Source organism: Pseudomonas sp. CCC3.1 (assembly GCF_034347405.1).
Lineage (GTDB): Bacteria > Pseudomonadota > Gammaproteobacteria > Pseudomonadales > Pseudomonadaceae > Aquipseudomonas.
Genome location: NZ_CP133778.1, coordinates 345,037 through 362,885, shown reverse-complemented (window position 1 = coordinate 362,885; position 17,849 = coordinate 345,037). Strand labels below are relative to the sequence as shown.

At 57.7% G+C, this 17,849-nt stretch carries 17 protein-coding genes; 10 read left to right on the top strand and 7 right to left on the bottom strand.

Features of this window, described 5'->3' with window-relative positions; translation table 11 throughout:
• The first annotated feature begins 294 nt into the window (after positions 1-294).
• The gene (gene cra, locus RHM56_RS01710) at positions 295-1,293 is read left to right on the top strand and encodes a catabolite repressor/activator (protein ID WP_322237935.1); all 999 of its coding nucleotides are present in this window, start codon (positions 295-297) and stop codon (positions 1,291-1,293) included.
• A gap of 2 nt (positions 1,294-1,295) precedes the next feature.
• Entirely contained in the window at positions 1,296-2,090 is a 795-nt protein-coding gene (locus tag RHM56_RS01705; protein ID WP_322237933.1) for a TatD family hydrolase, read from the top strand.
• Positions 2,091-2,161: 71 nt separating this feature from the next.
• On the opposite strand, the gene ampE is transcribed toward RHM56_RS01705, so the two are convergent.
• The 3 genes from ampE to RHM56_RS01690 all read right to left on the bottom strand — a co-directional run bounded on the left by ampE (position 2,162) and on the right by RHM56_RS01690 (position 5,143).
• Positions 2,162-2,998, bottom strand: coding sequence for a regulatory signaling modulator protein AmpE (gene ampE, locus RHM56_RS01700; protein WP_322237931.1), 837 nt, complete (start codon positions 2,996-2,998; stop codon positions 2,162-2,164).
• Complete coding sequence (gene ampD, locus RHM56_RS01695) at positions 2,995-3,558, bottom strand: 1,6-anhydro-N-acetylmuramyl-L-alanine amidase AmpD (protein ID WP_322237929.1); 564 nt, start codon at positions 3,556-3,558, stop codon at positions 2,995-2,997. Before ampD ends, ampE begins: the two co-directional genes overlap by 4 nt.
• A 94-nt stretch (positions 3,559-3,652) precedes the next feature.
• Complete coding sequence (locus tag RHM56_RS01690; protein WP_322237927.1) at positions 3,653-5,143, bottom strand: DUF1631 family protein; 1,491 nt, start codon at positions 5,141-5,143, stop codon at positions 3,653-3,655.
• Positions 5,144-5,495: 352 nt separating this feature from the next.
• Here RHM56_RS01690 and nadC point away from each other — a divergent pair, with 352 nt between their 5' ends.
• A complete protein-coding gene (nadC, locus tag RHM56_RS01685; RefSeq protein WP_322237925.1) occupies positions 5,496-6,344 on the top strand; it encodes a carboxylating nicotinate-nucleotide diphosphorylase in 849 nt (282 codons plus the stop codon).
• A gap of 93 nt (positions 6,345-6,437) precedes the next feature.
• On the opposite strand, the gene RHM56_RS01680 is transcribed toward nadC, so the two are convergent.
• From RHM56_RS01680 to RHM56_RS01670, 3 genes are all read right to left on the bottom strand, one after another.
• Positions 6,438-6,935 carry a methylated-DNA--[protein]-cysteine S-methyltransferase gene (locus RHM56_RS01680; protein ID WP_322237923.1) on the bottom strand — a complete coding sequence of 166 codons (498 nt, stop codon included), beginning with the start codon at positions 6,933-6,935 and terminating at the stop codon, positions 6,438-6,440.
• Positions 6,932-8,428 carry an AlkA N-terminal domain-containing protein gene (locus RHM56_RS01675; protein WP_322237921.1) on the bottom strand — a complete coding sequence of 499 codons (1,497 nt, stop codon included), beginning with the start codon at positions 8,426-8,428 and terminating at the stop codon, positions 6,932-6,934. The genes RHM56_RS01680 and RHM56_RS01675 overlap by 4 nt, the downstream gene beginning before the upstream one ends.
• A gap of 173 nt (positions 8,429-8,601) precedes the next feature.
• Positions 8,602-9,006, bottom strand: coding sequence for a pilin (locus tag RHM56_RS01670; protein WP_322237919.1), 405 nt, complete (start codon positions 9,004-9,006; stop codon positions 8,602-8,604).
• A 222-nt stretch (positions 9,007-9,228) separates the two neighbouring features.
• Between RHM56_RS01670 and RHM56_RS01665 the strand changes: the two genes are divergently transcribed.
• From RHM56_RS01665 to RHM56_RS01635, 7 genes are all read left to right on the top strand, one after another.
• Positions 9,229-10,446 (top strand): type II secretion system F family protein, encoded by a 1,218-nt coding sequence (locus tag RHM56_RS01665; protein WP_322237917.1) that lies wholly within the window; start codon positions 9,229-9,231, stop codon positions 10,444-10,446.
• A 2-nt stretch (positions 10,447-10,448) separates the two neighbouring features.
• A complete protein-coding gene (locus RHM56_RS01660) occupies positions 10,449-11,309 on the top strand; it encodes an A24 family peptidase (protein ID WP_322237915.1) in 861 nt (286 codons plus the stop codon).
• Between the two features lies 1 nt (position 11,310).
• Positions 11,311-11,934, top strand: a complete 624-nt coding sequence (gene coaE / locus RHM56_RS01655; protein WP_322237913.1) for a dephospho-CoA kinase — start codon at positions 11,311-11,313, stop codon at positions 11,932-11,934.
• Positions 11,931-12,134: a DNA gyrase inhibitor YacG gene (gene yacG, locus RHM56_RS01650; RefSeq protein ID WP_322237911.1), complete on the top strand. Its 204-nt coding sequence runs from the start codon at positions 11,931-11,933 to the stop codon at positions 12,132-12,134. The genes coaE and yacG overlap by 4 nt, the downstream gene beginning before the upstream one ends.
• Positions 12,135-12,402: 268 nt before the next feature.
• Positions 12,403-13,686, top strand: coding sequence for an OprD family porin (locus RHM56_RS01645; RefSeq protein WP_322237909.1), 1,284 nt, complete (start codon positions 12,403-12,405; stop codon positions 13,684-13,686).
• A gap of 267 nt (positions 13,687-13,953) precedes the next feature.
• Positions 13,954-14,583: a DUF1780 domain-containing protein gene (locus RHM56_RS01640; RefSeq protein WP_322237907.1), complete on the top strand. Its 630-nt coding sequence runs from the start codon at positions 13,954-13,956 to the stop codon at positions 14,581-14,583.
• A gap of 287 nt (positions 14,584-14,870) precedes the next feature.
• Entirely contained in the window at positions 14,871-16,172 is a 1,302-nt protein-coding gene (locus RHM56_RS01635; protein WP_322237905.1) for an NAD(P)/FAD-dependent oxidoreductase, read from the top strand.
• Between the two features lie 159 nt (positions 16,173-16,331).
• On the opposite strand, the gene RHM56_RS01630 is transcribed toward RHM56_RS01635, so the two are convergent.
• Positions 16,332-17,729, bottom strand: a complete 1,398-nt coding sequence (locus tag RHM56_RS01630; protein ID WP_322237903.1) for a glutamate decarboxylase — start codon at positions 17,727-17,729, stop codon at positions 16,332-16,334.
• Positions 17,730-17,849 lie beyond the last annotated feature (120 nt).

Below are 17,849 nucleotides of genomic sequence, written 5' to 3'. Positions count from 1 at the left end.
TTAAGTCAGCTTAGGTCGCTCCCCGCGAAGTGGCTCAGCAGATGTGTGGCAAGCACAAGCTGTTGTAGGAAAGCGCCTTAAAACACGTAAGCTGAAACGTTTAACCAAGAAAGAACGGCACGTTACTGCATAATCGCTCGCGCTTGAAGCCCAACCTGTCGCTTTGATCGACGTCAACCGGGCGATGTTGCAAAAAAATACAGTGACTACAAGGCAGACGATGATCGACTGCCTTTATCGGTTAGGATTGGCCAGAATGTCGACATGTACTACAAAAAATAAGGAATTTTCGGCGTGAAGCTCAGTGATATTGCACAACTGGCAGGTGTTTCAGTGACAACCGCCAGCTATGTCATCAATGGCAAGGCCGAGCAGCAGCGCATCAGCAGCAGCACGGTCGAGCGCGTACGCGCTGTCGTCGAGGAACATGGATTTACCCCCAACCCGCAAGCCGCCGGGCTACGCAGCCGGCACACGCGCACGTTGGGGTTTATCCTGCCGGACCTCGAAAACCCGAGTTATGCGCGCATCGCCAAGCAACTCGAACAAGGTGCTCGCGCTCGCGGCTATCAACTCCTCATTGCCAGCTCTGATGACGCACCCGACAGCGAGCGCCAGTTGCTCAAGCTGTTTCGTGCCCGCCGTTGCGATGCGTTGTTTGTGGCCAGTTGCTTGCCGCCTGAAGACGACAGCTACCGCCAGTTGCAAGACCTGGGCATGCCGATCATTGCGATTGACCGGACGCTGGAGCCTTCGCGCTTCTGCTCGGTTATCAGCGATGACTGCGAAGCCAGCCTGCAACTGACCCGCAGCCTGTTGCAGCCCATGCCACAGCAAATTGCCTTGATCGGCGCTCGCCCGGAACTGAGCATCAGCCAGGCGCGAGCCGCTGGCTTCAAGCAGGCGCTCGAAGGTTTTGAAGGCGAGATCCTGATCGAGCACGGCGCCGCCTTCAGCCGTGAATGTGGCCGACGCATCATTGATGAGTTGCTGGCACGCTTGGGGCATTTTCCTGAAGCGCTGGTCACCACCTCCTACGTGTTGCTGCAAGGTATGTTTGATGCGCTGCTGGATCACCCTGACCAGACGCCGCCTCGGCGCTTGGCCACGTTTGGTGACACCCAGTTGCTGGACTTTTTGCCGTTGCCGGTGAATGCCATGGGCCAGCAACATCAGCTAATCGCCGAAAAGGCGCTGGACCTGGCCTTGGCGGCCATTGAAGAACAGCGCTACGAGCCCGGCATCCAGGCCATTGCCCGAACCTTTAAACAGCGCATTCATCAGGTCTCCTGAACATGCACTTGATAGACACCCATACCCACCTCGACTTTCCCGACTTTGACCCCGACCGCCGCGCACTGCTGGCGCGCAGCCGGGCGTTGGGGGTCAAGCAGATGGTGGTGCTGGGGGTCTATCAGCCTAATTGGCAGCGGCTGTGGGATCTGGTCCAGACAGACAGCCAGCTCTATGCCGCTTTCGGTCTGCACCCGGTGTACCTGGATCAGCATCGTGCTGAACACGTGATTGAACTGGGGCAATGGCTGGACCGCCTGGCCGGCCACCCGCAACTGTGCGCGGTAGGCGAAATCGGCCTCGACTACTTTTTGCCGGAACTGGACCGTGAAGGTCAGCAGCAGGTGTTTGAAGCGCAGTTGAAACTGGCATACGAGGCAAACCTTCCCGCCTTGCTCCATGTTCGACGCAGCCATGCGCCAGTGATCGCCACATTGAAGCGTTTTCGGCTACAGCGCGGCGGGATCATTCATGCATTTGCAGGCAGCCGGGAAGAGGCTCGCGAATATATAAAGCTGGGTTTCAAACTGGGTCTGGGAGGGGCGGCAACCTGGCCGCAGGCATTGCGCTTGCGCAAGGTGATTGCCGACTTGCCGCTGGACGCCATCGTGCTGGAAACCGACTCGCCTGACATGGCACCGTTCATGTACCCCAACCAGCGCAACAGCCCGACGCATTTGCCGGCGATTGGCGAAGCATTGGCACACGTGATGGGGATAAGCCCCGAGGAGTTGGCCAACGCCAGCACGTCGAATGCGTGTGAATTGTTTGGCTGGAAAACCACACTTCCCCTGTAGGAGCGAGCTTGTCTCGCGATCTTTTAAAAGATCAAAAGATCGCGAGACAAGCTCGCTCCTACAGGGGGGGGTTACAGCAACAACGTCCACACCGCAAACCCTGCGTACCACAGCACCGCCGCGCGCAGCAGTAATGCCCACAGGGTGTCCAGGCTGGCAACGCCTTCCGGGCCTGCTTGCGGTGGCGGAATTTCTGCCGCCGCACACCCAGCTTTGTTGATGAGCTGCTCGGCGCTGATGTCCCAGCTCAGCAGTTCGTGCAGCATCACCCGGCTGACCGCCGCAAAGTTGCCCACGAACGCAAAGCTTGCCGCCAGCAAGCGCACCGGCAGCCAGTCAAAGGCATGCCGCAGTTGCTGTGCGCGTTCGACCAGTTCCGGGTTTTTGCCATGTTCTGCGGCCAGCGCCAGCAAGCGATAGCTCAAGGCTGCAACAGGCCCCAACAGGAAGTACCAAAAGATCACTGCAAAGAAACTCTGATAGGCCTGCCATAACAAATGGCTTTGCACCTGCTCAAGCAATTGCTCGCCACTGTCAGCGCTGACACCAATGTCGCGCTCAGCCACATGCGCACCCGCCTGCAGGTCTCCACGGCGCCAGGCGTCACGAATAGGCCCAAGCCCCGCGAGCAGGTCACCCCGGCCCAAGCTGTAAATCACCACCAGCACGTGCACAGGCAAGACCAGCAAGCCATACGCCACCGGCTCCAGAACCCACAGCAGCAAACCGAGAACGGCCACCGGAAACACAATCAGGAGGGTTAACACCCACCACGGTTTGTTCCCCAGCGTGGGGCTGCTTTCCAGCTTGTGAAGCTCGCGCAACCAGCCGCCATCACACTGAAGACGCTGACGGAAGGCCGAAAACTTCTCGACCAGAATCGCCAGCAGTAACACCACAAAACTCATTTTTTATCTCCTGTGTGCTGCAATGCGTTACGAAAACGCCTCCAGTCAAAAGCCGGGCCCGGATCCGTCTTGCGCCCCGGCGCGATGTCGCTATGGCCGCAGATTCTGTGCGGTGTAATCGACGGGTAAGCCGCTTGCAATTGTAGGGTCAAGGCAGTCAACGCCTTATATTGCGCATCGCTGAATGGCAGTTCATCGGTGCCTTCAAGTTCTATGCCCAGCGAAAAATCATTACAGGTCTCACGGCCCTCAAAACTCGAAACCCCCGCATGCCAGGCCCGGTCAATACAGGAGACAAACTGAGTGATTTGGCCGTCACGTTCAATCAGAAAGTGCGCACTGACCGTTAGTTCACGGATGCCTTCGAAGTAAGGATGTTCTGTGGCATCGAGCTTATTCTGGAAAAATTCCTGCACCTTGCCGGTACCAAACTGCCCGGGAGGCAAGCTGATGTTGTGGATAACCAACAGGGATATTTCGCCGTCAGGGCGCGTATTGAAGTTGGGTGAAGGACAACGGCGCACGCCTTGGCACCAGCCGCTTGCGGGGTCCAGTTGCATACAGCCTCCTCAACGGCTTAATCGAAAGGGCCCAGTATGCCGCGCCGCGCGCAACCATGGGGAGCTATCTGCCCATCCGGGTGATCCATTTAGTTCAATGGCCGCTGTATTGGCCCATGCTGCCGATCACCGACGCCAGGGCCCGGTCGAACAGCAGGCGGTCATCAAGCAATAGAATCGTCCCGCTGCGCAGTTGCCCAATTAAGTCAGATCGGCTCTTTTCGACGACTTTCATGCCACCGCGGTTAACAAATATATGCCGGCCTTCTGGCTCAAATATCGCAATCAGCTTGCAACGCAGCTTGCATGCCGGATCTTCCTGAAGCTCTACCCAAGTGCCGATACGCAGCTGACTGACCAACAGCAATCCCAAATGGTCTTGCTCATCCAGCACCGACTGTTGCCCGGCGCGCAGAAAGCGAGCCTTTTTCGCGTGCAGTTGCTCGCGGGCCCGGGTGCGGTGTTCGGACTGCTCGATGCGCCCCCGCTCGGCGTGGGTAAATCGCAAGAAGTCATGCAACAAGTCTTCAAGCAACTCTGGGGTATTGGTGCATGAACAACGCGCCAGTTGCTGCACCACCCGCTCAATCTGTTGGTAGATCGAGTCGTTGTGGACATCGACGCTGTCGTCCCACCCCATGGCAGCATCGGCGATGACGTTCAACAAGCAGCGGGCAGGATGGCTGTCGCTGCTGAAGAAATTCGGGTCGAGCTGGGCAATATTGAGCATCGGCTCCTGCAACTGCCCGATCAGCGATTTCAGCGCAGGCGCAAGATTGTGGTCACCCCCGATGTAGTCAAATAACTGCCCGACCAGTTGACTCGCGTCTTCAGCGGCGACGCCTGACGCTTGCACACGGGCCGCGGTGCTTGAATTACAGCACGAGACCCTGTCCGACAGATTGGGCAGTACACCTGTCGCCACTAACAGTTGGTTGGCATCGGCGTACAGCTGCGAAGTTTGGCTGAGCAGGTATTTCTCGAAGAGTTGCAACATGATCAGCTTGACCTTGAGGTCGACGCCCTGCTCACGCTCAGCCTGCAAAAAGTACTCACAGAGCATCGCCGGACCCAGCGGATTGTTGTGTTCATCAAGCGCCACCCAGCTCAGGGTGTTGAGACGAGTGCTCAATTGGCAGAGGGCCAATGGGTTACGTGACAGCACTTGAGCGACCATGGTGTTGATCACTTGATCACGCTCAAAATCAATGTTCATCAGCGAAAACGCATTCTGTGCCGGTGCGCGACCCGCCAAGGAGCGTTCGCTGGAATCAGGCTGGGTCAACTTGAGAAAGGCGTAAAACAGTCGTTCAAGAAACCCGCGCTCGATGTTTTTACGCTTGAGCCGCACATCACGCATGGCTTCAAAAAACAGGCTTTGGTCGGCGTTGTTCTGGGCCTTGTCGGCCATTTCAAATAACGTTTCGTCAGCGTTATCGAACAATACTTGCAAGTCGCTCTTGAGTTGCTGCGCGGCTTTGTCATGCACCTGCAACAGGATGACAGGCAGGCGGGTGAGCGGCGAGTGTATCGCCAACTCGGTAGAGGCCCTGTGCCCAGACCCCACTTTCCCGTCGTTTTGCATCCTGGCCTCCAGTAATGGTTTTCTTCGCTGGCAACTGAGCAACGCGTGACCAAGCAGTCATATCGGGTGCTCACAGACAGCAACTGGCGAGTGTTGTGCACACTCGCCAGCGATTCGAAATCAGAACATCACTCATGCGTCAAAGCTATGACGCCAAATAGAAGGCGGATTATCTTTTAAAAGATGTCGTTTGTACCAGTCACACGCTCCATTTCATTGAATGAGTGGACAATTTAATACTGAAAGTGCCAAAAGCCGCACAGTTAGGGCATTTGCCGGCCCTGCACTGCGCACCTTGGGTTCGGCCGCGGCATAGACATATAATCGCTGCACTTTGTTTGTGGAGCGCGTTATGCCGAATTTACATCTGGCCGACCTCACTGCCGAAATCGAAGCCAACGTGCGCCGTGCGTTAGCCGAAGACATTGGCAGCGGCGACATCACTGCACGACTGATTCCGGCCGAACGTCTGGCCAAAGCCACAATCATTACTCGCGAGGCTGCCGTCATCAGCGGCACCGCGTGGGTGGATACCGTATTTCGCCAGCTAGATCCTCGGGTTGCCGTGCACTGGCAAGTCGTCGATGGCCAGCGCGTGAGCCCCAACCAGATCCTGTTTCACCTTGAAGGCCCGGCCCGTTCGCTGCTCAGCGGTGAACGCAGCGCCCTGAACTTCTTGCAACTGTTGTCTGGCGTTGCGACGCACGCACAGTCGCTGGCCGACAAAGTCGCAGACACCCAGGTCAAGTTGCTCGATACCCGCAAAACCTTGCCGGGCCTGCGCTTGGCGCAAAAATATGCAGTGACCTGTGGCGGTTGCCATAACCACCGCATTGGTTTGTACGACGCGTTTTTGATCAAGGAAAACCACATCGCGGCCTGCGGCGGCATCGCTCAAGCCATCAGCGCCGCGCACAAGATCGCCCCCGGCAAGCCGGTGGAGATCGAAGTCGAAAGCCTGAGTGAACTGAAGGAAGCGCTGGATGCGGGCGCCGACATCATCATGCTCGACGAGTTGAGCATGGACGACATGCGCGAAGCCGTACGCCTCAACGCTGGCAAAGCCAAGCTGGAAGCCAGCGGCGGGATCAACGAATCCACCTTGCGTCCGATTGCCGAAACCGGCGTGGACTACATCTCGATTGGTGCCATGACCAAAGATGTCAAAGCGGTGGATTTGTCGATGCGGTTGAGTATCTAACCCCCTCCGTGTAGGAGCGAGCTTGCCTCGCGATCTTTTAAATGATCAAAAGATCGCGAGACAAGCTCGCTCCTACGGGGGTGTGTTTCTTTGTCAGACCAAGGCAAACCCTTGGCACTTTTCTTCATGCTCCAACAGCCATTGTTTGGCGGCCAGGCCGCCTGCAAAACCGGTCAGGGTGCCATTGCTGCCGATCACTCGATGGCACGGGATGATGATCGGAATCGGGTTGCGGCCATTCGCAGCACCTACCGCACGCGAGGCTTTGGGGCGCTCGATCTGTTGCGATAGCTGGCCGTAGCTCGTAGTGGTCGCATAGGGAATGGTGGTCAGTGCGTGCCAGACCGATTGCTGGAACTCGGTGCCCAACGGCTTGAGCGGCAGGTCAAACGTCTGGCGATCGCCCGCGAAATACTCTTCGAGCTGACGGCGTACAGGCGCCAGCTTTTGCGGCGAATGCGCCCAGCCTTCCAGCGGTGTATGTGGGCGACGCTCCAACTCGAAACGTATTTCGCGCAAGCCATCATCATCGGCCACCAAAAACAGTGGGCCGATCGGGGACGGTAGTGGGTCGTAGTAAATCTGCGTCATGTTGACTCCTTGCGTGCAGCCGCCGAGTCGTTGGCTGCACGCCATAAATACATCACGGAATAGGCGCGCCACGGGCGCCAGCTTTCAGCCAGTGTTTGCAGGGCCTTGGTGGTCATTGGCGTCCCGAGCGGGTTGGCCTCGCGGCGCAGAATCAAGTCCGCTGCCGGGAAAGCATCGGGGTGTTTGAGTACGCGCATGGCGATGTAATGCGCGGTCCAGTCACCGATGCCCGGCAACAGCACCCAACGGTTGATAAACGTTTGCAGCGGTTGCTCAAGGGCAAAGTCCACACGCCCGTCGAGCAAGGCACGGGCAATGCCTTGGAGGGTGTCGATCCGGGCCTGAGTGATGCCCATTTGCCCCATGTCCGCGTCAGCTAATTGTTCGGGGCCGGGGAACAGCCGATTCAAATCCGACCCTGCAACCGGCTCAATCGCAATGCCATGGCGCTGCACGATGCGGCTGGCCAGGGTGCGCGCCGCCGCGACGCTGACTTGCTGACCCAGTACCGCACGAACAGCCACTTCAAAACCGTCCCAGCCGCCCGGCAGACGCAGGCCCGGATAGCGTTCGATGACCGGCGCCAGCAACGGGCTGCCACTTAAGGTCTGAGCAATGGCCAGCGGGTCGGCATCCAGATCAAACATCCGCCGAATCCGCGTGACCACGCTGAGCATTTGGCTCGGCGGCACATTCAACAATTCCAGTTGCAGCGCGTGCTGCTCACCCGGCCACTCACTGACCCGCAACCAGCCGGGCGCCAGCGGATCGCCAAACACCCGTTGATAGCCATGAGCGTCAATTTGTTCGATGCCGGGCAAGGCCCGAGTCTGCAAAAACCCAAGCAGCGCTTTGAAGTCATACGGCGGGCGATAGCCCAAACGCAGCACCAGTGCCTTGTTCCCACGGGCTTTGGGGCTGCGTCTGAAAGCCCGAGGCTCAGCATGATTGGCCTCGGCAAACGCCGAATTGAAACGCCGCAGGCTGCCAAAGCCTGAAGCCATTGCGACTTCGGTGATCGACAGATCTGTTTCGGTCAGCAATTGCTTGGCGAACAGTAAGCGCTGGGTGGCATGCACAGCCATCGGCGGCGCGCCCAGGTGCTGAACGAACAGGCGGCGCAACTGCCGGGCGCCGATGTGCATGCGCTCGGCCAGTTCCTCAAGAGAGTGATCCGCCAGATACCCCTCATTAATAAGCTTCAGCGCCCGCGACACCAAATGCTCGCCGTGCAGCCACAGCTGGTTGCCTGGCGCAAGCTCGGGCCGACAACGCAAACAGGGGCGAAAGCCTTGGGCTTGAGCGGCCGCGGCGCTGGGGTAATACACCACGTTTTCGGCTTTGGGCGGACGCGCCGGGCATACGGGCCGGCAGTAGATTCGGGTGCTGAGAACGGCGGTAAAAAACACCCCGTCAAATCGCGCGTCGCGGCTTAAACGGGCGATTTCGCAGGCGGCGGTGCTGGGCGAGGAAAGGCTGTCATGTGTGCTCATGGGGCCGAGAATAGCACCGCATTTTTGCCAGTTCTCGCCATTTTCGGACGTCAATGTCAGCGCCACAAAACCTGTAGTCGCTGCCGCAGGCTGCGATGTGAATGCAGAGCGAAGGTCCTGCGGCCCTTATCGCAGCCTGCGGCAGCGGCTACACAGTATTGTCGTGAATAAGGTTATTTACAGGCCCCGCTTTCCAGGCAGGTACCGGTTTGCGTCCACACCAACGTGCTGCCAGAACCACTCAGTGCCGGTGCCATAACGCTGGTCCAGCCACCCGCCGCCTCAGTGCCGGTCATGGTAATCACGCCATCAATCACCGTCATGCTCGCCAGATTGTCAGTGGGCGCGGCCGGGGCCGGAATGCCGTGGGTGCCTGCATCGCAGACGCTCAAGTCATTGCTTTCGCTGTAGCACAGGGCTACCGCCGTTTTGTAGGGGCTGCTGATGGTGTTCAGCTCGGCAAAACGGACTTTCATGGTGTGCTCGTGATACGCCGGAAAAGCGAACGAGGCGATCAAGCCAATGATCGCAACCACGATCATCATTTCGATCAGGGTGAAGCCGTGTTGTTGTTTCACGTGAAGCCTCCAAAAAGTGGGACGTGGCCCAGCGGCCAGACGCCAAAACCATGCTGAGCGGCCAAAAAAGTGCGCACAGGCTATCAAGGTTAGCGGGCAGATGCTCCACAACTGCGCAGCGGACACCTTTGGACACTTTCCAGTGGGCAGTTCATGGATCAAGGCATCTACGCTTTGGGGCCCAAAGCACAACAGAGCACTCCGCTCTTCAAGGACAACAGCATGGCAACACGGACCGTTAAAACCAGTGTTTATCGCTGGGAAGGCACTGACTTCAACGGCGTTCATGTCAGGGGCGAACTCACCGCCGACAGCCACGCCATGATCCGGGTCCAACTGCGCCGCCAAGGTATTACCGCAGGTAAAATCCAGCGCCATAGTGGCCGCGAGCCACGCACGGGAAAACCGATCAAAGCGCTGCAAATCTCACTGTTTACTCGCCAACTGGCCACCCTGATCAAAGCCGGAATCCCATTGCTACAGGCCCTTGAGGTGATAGCCAAAGGCTTCGAGCATCCCGCGATGCGCCAATTGGTGACCGAACTTAAACAAGACATCAGTGCTGGCACCAACCTGGCATCGGCGCTGCGTAAAAAACCGGCTCACTTCGACGCGCTGTTTTGCAACCTCATCGAAGCGGGCGAACAGGCCGGGGCTCTGGATGTGTTGCTACAGCGAGTGGCGACCTACACAGAAAAAACCGAAGCGATGAAAAAGAAAATCAAAAAGGCCATGACCTACCCTGTCGCCGTATTGCTGGTGGCTCTGCTGGTCAGCGCCATTTTGCTGATTGAAGTGGTGCCGCAGTTCCAGGGCATTTTCAGTTCATTTGACGCCCAACTGCCAGCGTTCACCTTAAGCGTGATCGCGTTGTCCGAGTGGCTGACGCAATACGGCTTGTGGCTGTTCGGTGGTGTTTGCCTGATGCTTGCCGGCTTTCGACATCGCTATAAACACTCTCAACCCCTGCGTAACCGCTTTGATCGCTGGCTGCTCAAGCTGCCGCTAATCGGCCTGCTGCTGCACTTGTCAGCCATTGCCCGCTTTGCCCGCACGTTATCAACCACGATTGCCGCCGGGGTTCCGTTACTCGACGCCTTGAATGCTGTAGCCGGTGCCACGGGCAATAACGTGTACAGCGAGGCTGTGCAGCGGCTCAGGCAACACGTGGCAACCGGTAGCCAGATCCATGTCGCCATGAGCGCTGCCGGGGTGTTTCCGGGCATGGCGATTCAGATGACAGCTATTGGCGAAGAATCCGGCACATTGGACGACATGCTTAATCACGTTGCCACCTATTATGAGAACGAGGTCGACAGCCTGGTCGATAACCTGACAACGTTAATGGAACCGGCAATCATGGCGGTTTTGGGCGTCATGGTGGGTGGGCTGGTGATTGCCATGTATTTACCGATATTCAAACTGGGCCAAGTGATTTGAGCATGATTGATTTTTTAACCCTTCAGCCCGGCGCCTTTATCGCCTGTGCCCTGGTGCTTGGCCTGTTGGTGGGCAGCTTTATCAATGTGCTGGCGTGGCGCCTGCCCAAGATGCTCGAACAGGACTGGCAGGCTCAGGCGCGTGAACTGCTTGAGCTGCCCGCCCCGGCCCAGGGCCCTGTGTATAACTTGATGCTGCCCCGCTCCCATTGCCCGCACTGTCAGCATCCATTGCGGCCCTGGGAAAACATTCCGCTACTGAGCTATCTGCTGCTGCGCGGCAAGTGCTCGCACTGTAAAACCGCTATCAGCGCGGGCTACCCCGCCACCGAACTGACGTGCGGGTTGCTGTCGGCGTTTATTGCCTGGCATTTGGGCTTTAGCGCGCAGGCGGGCTGGATGCTGGTGCTGACCTGGGGATTGCTCGGCATTTGCCTGATCGATCTCAAACATCAGATCGTGCCTGATGTGTTGGTGCTGCCGTTGCTCTGGCTGGGGTTGCTGCTCAACAGTGCCGATACGTTCACCAGCCTGCCGCAAGCCGTATGGGGCGCAGCGCTGGGCTATACCTGCCTGTGGTGCATTTTCTGGCTGTTCAAACTGTTCACCGGCAAGGACGGCATGGGCCACGGCGACTTCAAGCTGCTGGCCATGCTCGGGGCATGGGGCGGCGTCGAGATTTTGCCGTTGACCGTCGTACTCTCATCACTGCTGGGCGCACTGGTGGGGCTGAGCCTCTTGGGCTTGCGCCGTGCACAGACCTCAACGCCCATCCCTTTTGCACCGTATCTGGCAATTGCTGGCTGGATTGCATTGCTCTGGGGTGGTCAAATAACCGGCTTCTATTGGCAGCTTTCGGTTTGAAATGAATACCTCATCTTCCAAACCCTGGATTCTCGGCCTGACCGGCGGTATCGGCAGTGGCAAAAGCGCCGCTGCCGAGCACTTCGCAGCCTTAGGTGTTCACGTGGTGGACGCTGATGATGCGGCGCGCTGGGTGGTTGAACCGGGACGTCCGGCGCTGGACAGCATCGTGCAGCACTTTGGCAATGGCGTGCTCCAGGCCGACAAGCAACTGGATCGTGGCGCGTTGCGCAGTCTGATCTTCAGCGACCCGCAGCAACGCCGCTGGCTTGAAGCGTTGCTGCACCCGCTGATCCGTGAGGAGATTGCTCACAACCTGGCTCAAGCTCAATCGCCCTACGCCATTTTGGTATCGCCGCTGCTGATCGAGTCCGGCCAGCACGCGACAACCCAGCGCGTGCTGGTCATCGATGCGCCGCAAGCCTTGCAAATTCAGCGCACATTGCGGCGTGACAACACCAGTGAAGCGCAAGTGCAGGCTATCCTCAACGCCCAAGCCAGCCGAGAAGAACGTCTGCGCCATGCGGATGACGTACTGGTAAACGACACCGACTTAAAGACGCTTAAAACCGAAGTTGAGCGTCTGCATCACTTTTATTTAACGTTGTGCGGAGGCCAACCATGAGCAAACCAATGATCGTAGACTGCCCCACCTGTGGCAGTGCAGTGGAATGGAAAAGCGCCAACGAATTCCGGCCTTTCTGCTCGGACCGTTGCAAGTTGATTGACCTGGGCGCCTGGGCCAGCGAAGAGCACAAAATCCCGGTCAGCCCGGACGCTGAAGATGATTTGTTTTCAGGCGAGTTACCAGACACGCGGCATTAACCACAACACCCCGTAGTCGCTGCCGAAGGCTGCGATCGAGCCCGAAGGGGTCGCGTTCCCCAAGAATACGAAGACCCTTCGGCCCTTATCGCAGCCTTCGGCAGCGGCTACAGAAGTGACATCTCTTGTCACGATTGAAAGGTTATCGAAAGCTCTGGGTCTTAGCATCGTCTCAGGGTGAGGTGGCAAACCACACACCCTGCAGCGCCACCGAAAAACACCTCGACGTGTTTTCGGCAATTATAAGAACAATATTGGAACCTCTAAGATGCCATTCATGCACCCTCAGGCCATCGCGCCTGCCCGTACCCTGCGCCTGAAATCCACTGCTCTTGCCAGCGCACTCGTTGGATTCACCCCCTTTGGCTACGCCGCTTTCTTCGAAGACAGCAGCGCCACCTTTGAAACGCGCAACATGTATTTCAACCGCGACTTTCGCGATGGCACCAGCGCGCAGCAGTCACGACGAGACGAGTGGGCGCAAGGTTTCATGCTCAACGTTGAGTCCGGCTATACCGACGGTGTCATCGGATTCGGCGTCGATGCCTTGGGCATGCTCGGGGTCAAGCTTGACTCCAGCCCGGACCGCACGGGCACCGGCCTTTTACCGACCGATCATGACGGTCGCGCAGTGAACGAGTACTCCAAACTGGGGGTCACCGCCAAGGTGAAGGTCTCCGCGACCGAGTTAAAAGTCGGCACATTGATCCCGGAACTGCCCACTCTTAAACCCAACGACGGGCGTATCCTGCCGCAAACCTTTGAGGGGGGTCTGCTGACGTCAAAGGAGATCAAGAACCTGACGTTCACCGGCGCACGTCTGGACAAGGCCAAGGACCGCGATGCTACCCACTGGGAAGACATCGCCCTGAACAACAAGAACAGTCGCTTTCTGGGTAGCGCATCTGGCAAGCATTTCGATACAGCGGGCCTGAGCTACAAACTCGGCGAGAAAACCCTCGCCAGCTACTACTTTGCCCAACTCGACGACGTTTACCGCCAGCATTTTGTGGGACTAACCTCGGCGCAAAAACTGGGGCCTGGCACGTTCACCAGCGATCTGCGGACCGCCTTCAGCGATGATCAAGGTCAGGCACGCGGCGGGAAAATCGATAACACCTCGCTCAACGGCATGCTGGGTTACGGCCTCAATGGCCATAAGCTCAGCGCGGCCTACCAGCACATGTCCGGTGACACGGCATTCCCTTATGTCGATGGCAGCGATCCTTATCTGGTCAACTTCGTGCAGATCAATGACTTTGCAGGCGCTCAAGAACGTTCGTGGCAAGCACGCTACGACTACGATTTCGCCGCACTGGGCATTCCTGGCCTGAGCTTCATGAGCCGTTATGTGAGTGGCGACCATGTGAAGCTGAACAATGGCAGCACCGGTAAAGAGTGGGAGCGCAACAGCGAAATCAAATACGTGGTGCAAAGCGGAGCGTTGAAAGACGTTGCGGTGCGGCTGCGTAATGCGACGTATCGCTCAGACTTTGCCCGTGATGCCGACGAGGTCAGGCTGCTGGTGAGTTACACGCTTCGCCTCTGGTGATGATGATCAGAGGTTTGCTTGAAAAAGAATAAGGCTTAGCCCGGCGGAGTTGGAGCAGTCACCTACAACACTGTCGTGGCTGCCAGCGCGTTGCGGAGCCCGTGCTGGCAGCCACGACTGGCAAAGCTTTGGACACGTATGTGAAGCAACATGTGGCGCATTACAAAGCGCTGATAAAGGAACTCAACCGAGCCAAGTGATCCACCTCGGCCTTGAATTCAGCGAATTGAATTCGCGCGAGCGCTGACGCACGCCTAAGATGCGTACATGGATGATTCTGATTACCTGCGCCTGCTTACGATCCAGGCCGAACAAGCCAATGCCTTTCTATCCAATGCCCGCAAATGGGAGCGGGAACGTTGGGTATGCCAGCGCCTGCTCCAGGGCCTGAACATTGCGTATCACACCGAAGACTTCATGCAAGCCAGTCAGGAGCCGCCCGATGTGTTGTTTGGCGACGCGCGCTTTGAAGTTTTTTTTGTACTCGATGAAGGCCGACGCCTGAACGATGAGTGGCGAGAAGAACTCCAGCGCCGTCGCAGCGCGTATTCGCTGAGCCAACTGGTACGTCGCGAAGCACGGCCCAAGCGGATTCCAGCCAGCAAACTGCTGCAACGACTGGGCCCCACGCTGCACAAGAAGGCCAAGAACTACCAAGAGCGCGACATCGATTTGGGGCAACTGGACATCATTGCTTTTTCCAGCCTCAAACGTGAAGTGCTGGACCTGAACAGCCACTTTCCACCGCCCACCGAATATTTACGTCAAGGCTGGCGCTCACTGTCACTGGTGGGGCCGACCTTTGCTCGCGTGTTGTTTGCACAGCCAGATGCGCCGGACTTTCTGCGCAATAACCTGGGCCGCAGCATTATTTTTGATGTAGGCATCAGTTTGTGAACCCGACGCGGTTAATTGAAAACCACCCCGCTCGTCTACACGACAAACTGCGCGTCGAAGCTTTGGGTCCCAAACGTTATTCTGGCTTTGATTCCGATGGATCTAATGCTGTAGCTTTCACACATCCTGCAACGTCTATCTGACGAGGCAATAATTCGATGCCCCTGCCACCTGAATCCAGATGATGAGCAGCATGCCAATTTCTAAGTTATCCGACGCTTTGAGCTGCCTTGCGCTCGCTCGGGTAACGCGCGCACTGATTTTTTTAAGCCTTGTGAGTGATACCTATGACCCATCGTATTGTTATCGTCGGCGGCGGCGCTGGCGGTTTGGAGTTGGCGACCCGCCTGGGCAAAACCCTGGGCAAGCGCGGCAAAGCCAGCGTCACACTGGTAGATGCCAACTTGACCCACATCTGGAAACCGCTGCTGCATGAAGTCGCAGCCGGCTCGCTGAACTCGTCCGAAGACGAACTCAACTATGTGGCCCAGGCCAAATGGAATCACTTCGAATTCCAGCTGGGGCGCATGAGCGGGTTAGACCGCGAGCTGAAAAAGATCTCATTGTCGGCAACCCTCGACGAAAACGGGCAAGAATTGGTGCCTGCGCGCGAATTGAGTTACGACACGCTAGTGATTGCTGTGGGCAGCACTACCAATGATTTCGGCACCAAGGGCGCGGCTGAGCATTGCCTGTTTCTGGATACCCGCAAACAGGCTGAGCGCTTTCATCAGCAATTGCTCAACCACTACCTGCGTGCGCATGCCGGGCAAACCGATGCCGTCGAGACCATTAGTGTGGCCATCGTTGGCGCTGGGGCGACCGGGGTCGAACTGGCCGCCGAACTGCATAACGCGGCTCACGAACTGGCCGCTTACGGCCTGGACCGCATCAAGCCCGAAAACATGCACATCACTCTGATCGAAGCTGGTCCGCGGGTGCTGCCTGCCTTGCCTGAGCGTATTGGCGGGCCTGTGCATAAAACCCTGGAGAAGCTTGGGGTGACGGTGCTGACCAACTCCGCTGTCAGTGAAGTCACGGCCGACGGCTTGCACACCGCCGATGGCAAAGTGATCCCGGCCAGCCTGAAAGTGTGGGCCGCCGGGATTCGTGCCCCTGGGTTCCTGAAGGACCTGGCGGGGCTGGAAACCAACCGCATCAACCAATTAGTGGTACGCCCTAGCCTGCAAACCACCCGCGACGAGAACATTTTTGCCTTTGGCGATTGCGCGGCATGCCCGCAACCGGGCACCGACAAAATGGTTCCACCTCGCGCACAAGCGGCTCACCAACAGGCATCGCTGCTGGCCAAATCGCTAAAACTGCGGCTTGAAGGTCAATCGCAGCTGCCTGACTACCACTACCGCGATTATGGCTCGCTGATTTCGCTGTCGAGTTTTTCGGCTGTGGGTAACTTGATGGGCAGCCTGATGGGCACCGTCATGCTGGAAGGCTGGTTGGCGCGGATGTTCTACATTTCGCTGTACCGCATGCACCAGATGGCGCTATACGGAACGTTCCGCACGCTGATGCTGATGCTCGGCAGCAGGATCGGACGCGGCACCGAGCCGCGCCTGAAACTGCATTAACACCGTGGCGCTTGTAGCAGCTGCCGAGCCTGCGAGGCTGCGTCCGGCTGCGTAGCAGTCGTAAAATCAAGCACTTCGGAGTGTCAGTATTTACGATTGCTACGCAATCGGACGTAGCCTCGCAAGCTCGGCAACTGCTACGAAAAATCCCGAGGAGGGCTAACGCCCCGCGTGATTCCCCGCCTCAGCCTCACGGCCTTTAAAGCCGTGGGGCTGATGTTCTTCGAAGAATTTGATGTCCCGCGCAAAGTCTTCAAGCAGCAACTTCGCCATGTCGATCGACATGCCCTGCTTCACCAGAATCCGCTGAACCACTACGTTTTCAACGTTCGCTGGCAGGCTATACGCCGGTACCAGCCAGCCGCGTATGCGCAGGCGGTCAGCCAGGTCATAAAGCGAGTAACTGGTTTTCGCGCCCGGTTTCAAACGCCAGGTCAGTGCCGGGATGCCCAATTGCGGATCACCATTAAAGAGCATTTCAAACGGGCCGATCTTGACCAGCTCACGCGCCAGGAACTGCGCCGTTGCGTAGCACTGCGAGTGAATACGCTCGTAACCCTCACGCCCCAGGCGCAAGAAGTTGTAGTACTGGGAAATAATCTGCCCCGCCGGACGCGAAAAGTTCAGGGCGAAAGTCGGCATATCGCCGCCCAAGTAGTTCACGTGGAAGATCAACCCTTCTGGCAGTTCTTTCGCATCACGCCATATCACCCAGCCTGCCCCCAAGGGCGCCAACCCGAATTTGTGACCTGACGTGCTGATGGATTTAACCCGATCAACACGGAAGTCCCACAGCACATCGGGCGCGCAAAAGGGTGCCAGAAATGCACCGCTTGCACCGTCGACATGCATATCAACGCTCAGGCCCGTGCGTTTTTCCAGCTCATCAAGTGCGTCTGCCAGCGGTTTTACCGTTTCATACAAACCGGTAAAGGTTTGGCCAAAGGTCGGCACGACCACGATGGTGTTTTCATCGACCCGGCCGTCGAGGTCTTCCGGGGTCATGAACCAATGCCCTTCAGACATCGGGACTTCGCGAATCTCTACATCCCAATAGCGGGCGAATTTATGCCAGCACACCTGCACCGGGCCACACACCATGTTCGGGGTTGATGTCGATTTGCCAGCGGCTTTACGCACCGCACGCCAACGCCAGAGCGCTGCCAGCCCTCCGAGCATGCACGCTTCGCTAGACCCCACAGTGGACGTGCCCAATGTGCTCGCCGCGTCCGGGGAGTGCCATAAGTCAGCCAGCATGTGGACGCAGCGATTTTCCAGCTCTGCTGATTGTGGGTACTCATCTTTGTCGATCATGTTCTTGTCGATCGACAGGTCCATCAGCTTGTGAACCTCGTCCTCCGCCCAGGTCTGGCAGAAGGTGGCGAGGTTCTGGCGGGAGTTACCGTCCAGATACAGCTCGTCGTGAACCAGTTGGTAAACCTCATGCGCCGACTGTTCGGCCTGGGGGAACAACTGGGTCGCAGCGGCGTGATCCAGAGCGGATGAACCAAAGACCGGGTCGGTTGCGCCGTGACGCTTGATGCGATGCAGTGCCATGAGAACTCTCCTTGAGTAATGAACAACACAGCCGAACCGACCGCCTCCTTCTGGCTCGGCTTCAACCCAGCGAGCATAGACAACCCTTTGAAGTTTGCTGTGCGATTTTCGATCAACGTT

Bases quoted from the DNA above. Each gene is read 5' to 3' on its own strand.
- coaE (WP_322237913.1), top strand. From the start codon at position 11,311: ATGAATACCTCATCTTCCAAACCCTGGATTCTCGGCCTGACCGGCGGT.
- ampE (WP_322237931.1), bottom strand. From the start codon at position 2,998: ATGAGTTTTGTGGTGTTACTGCTGGCGATTCTGGTCGAGAAGTTTTCG.
- RHM56_RS01665 (WP_322237917.1), top strand. From the start codon at position 9,229: ATGGCAACACGGACCGTTAAAACCAGTGTTTATCGCTGGGAAGGCACT.
- RHM56_RS01680 (WP_322237923.1), bottom strand. From the start codon at position 6,935: ATGACGCAGATTTACTACGACCCACTACCGTCCCCGATCGGCCCACTG.
- RHM56_RS01635 (WP_322237905.1), top strand. From the start codon at position 14,871: ATGACCCATCGTATTGTTATCGTCGGCGGCGGCGCTGGCGGTTTGGAG.
- RHM56_RS01690 (WP_322237927.1), bottom strand. From the start codon at position 5,143: ATGCAAAACGACGGGAAAGTGGGGTCTGGGCACAGGGCCTCTACCGAG.
- RHM56_RS01675 (WP_322237921.1), bottom strand. From the start codon at position 8,428: ATGAGCACACATGACAGCCTTTCCTCGCCCAGCACCGCCGCCTGCGAA.
- RHM56_RS01630 (WP_322237903.1), bottom strand. From the start codon at position 17,729: ATGGCACTGCATCGCATCAAGCGTCACGGCGCAACCGACCCGGTCTTT.
- nadC (WP_322237925.1), top strand. From the start codon at position 5,496: ATGCCGAATTTACATCTGGCCGACCTCACTGCCGAAATCGAAGCCAAC.
- RHM56_RS01660 (WP_322237915.1), top strand. From the start codon at position 10,449: ATGATTGATTTTTTAACCCTTCAGCCCGGCGCCTTTATCGCCTGTGCC.
- ampD (WP_322237929.1), bottom strand. From the start codon at position 3,558: ATGCAACTGGACCCCGCAAGCGGCTGGTGCCAAGGCGTGCGCCGTTGT.
- RHM56_RS01705 (WP_322237933.1), top strand. From the start codon at position 1,296: ATGCACTTGATAGACACCCATACCCACCTCGACTTTCCCGACTTTGAC.
- yacG (WP_322237911.1), top strand. From the start codon at position 11,931: ATGAGCAAACCAATGATCGTAGACTGCCCCACCTGTGGCAGTGCAGTG.
- RHM56_RS01640 (WP_322237907.1), top strand. From the start codon at position 13,954: ATGGATGATTCTGATTACCTGCGCCTGCTTACGATCCAGGCCGAACAA.
- RHM56_RS01645 (WP_322237909.1), top strand. From the start codon at position 12,403: ATGCCATTCATGCACCCTCAGGCCATCGCGCCTGCCCGTACCCTGCGC.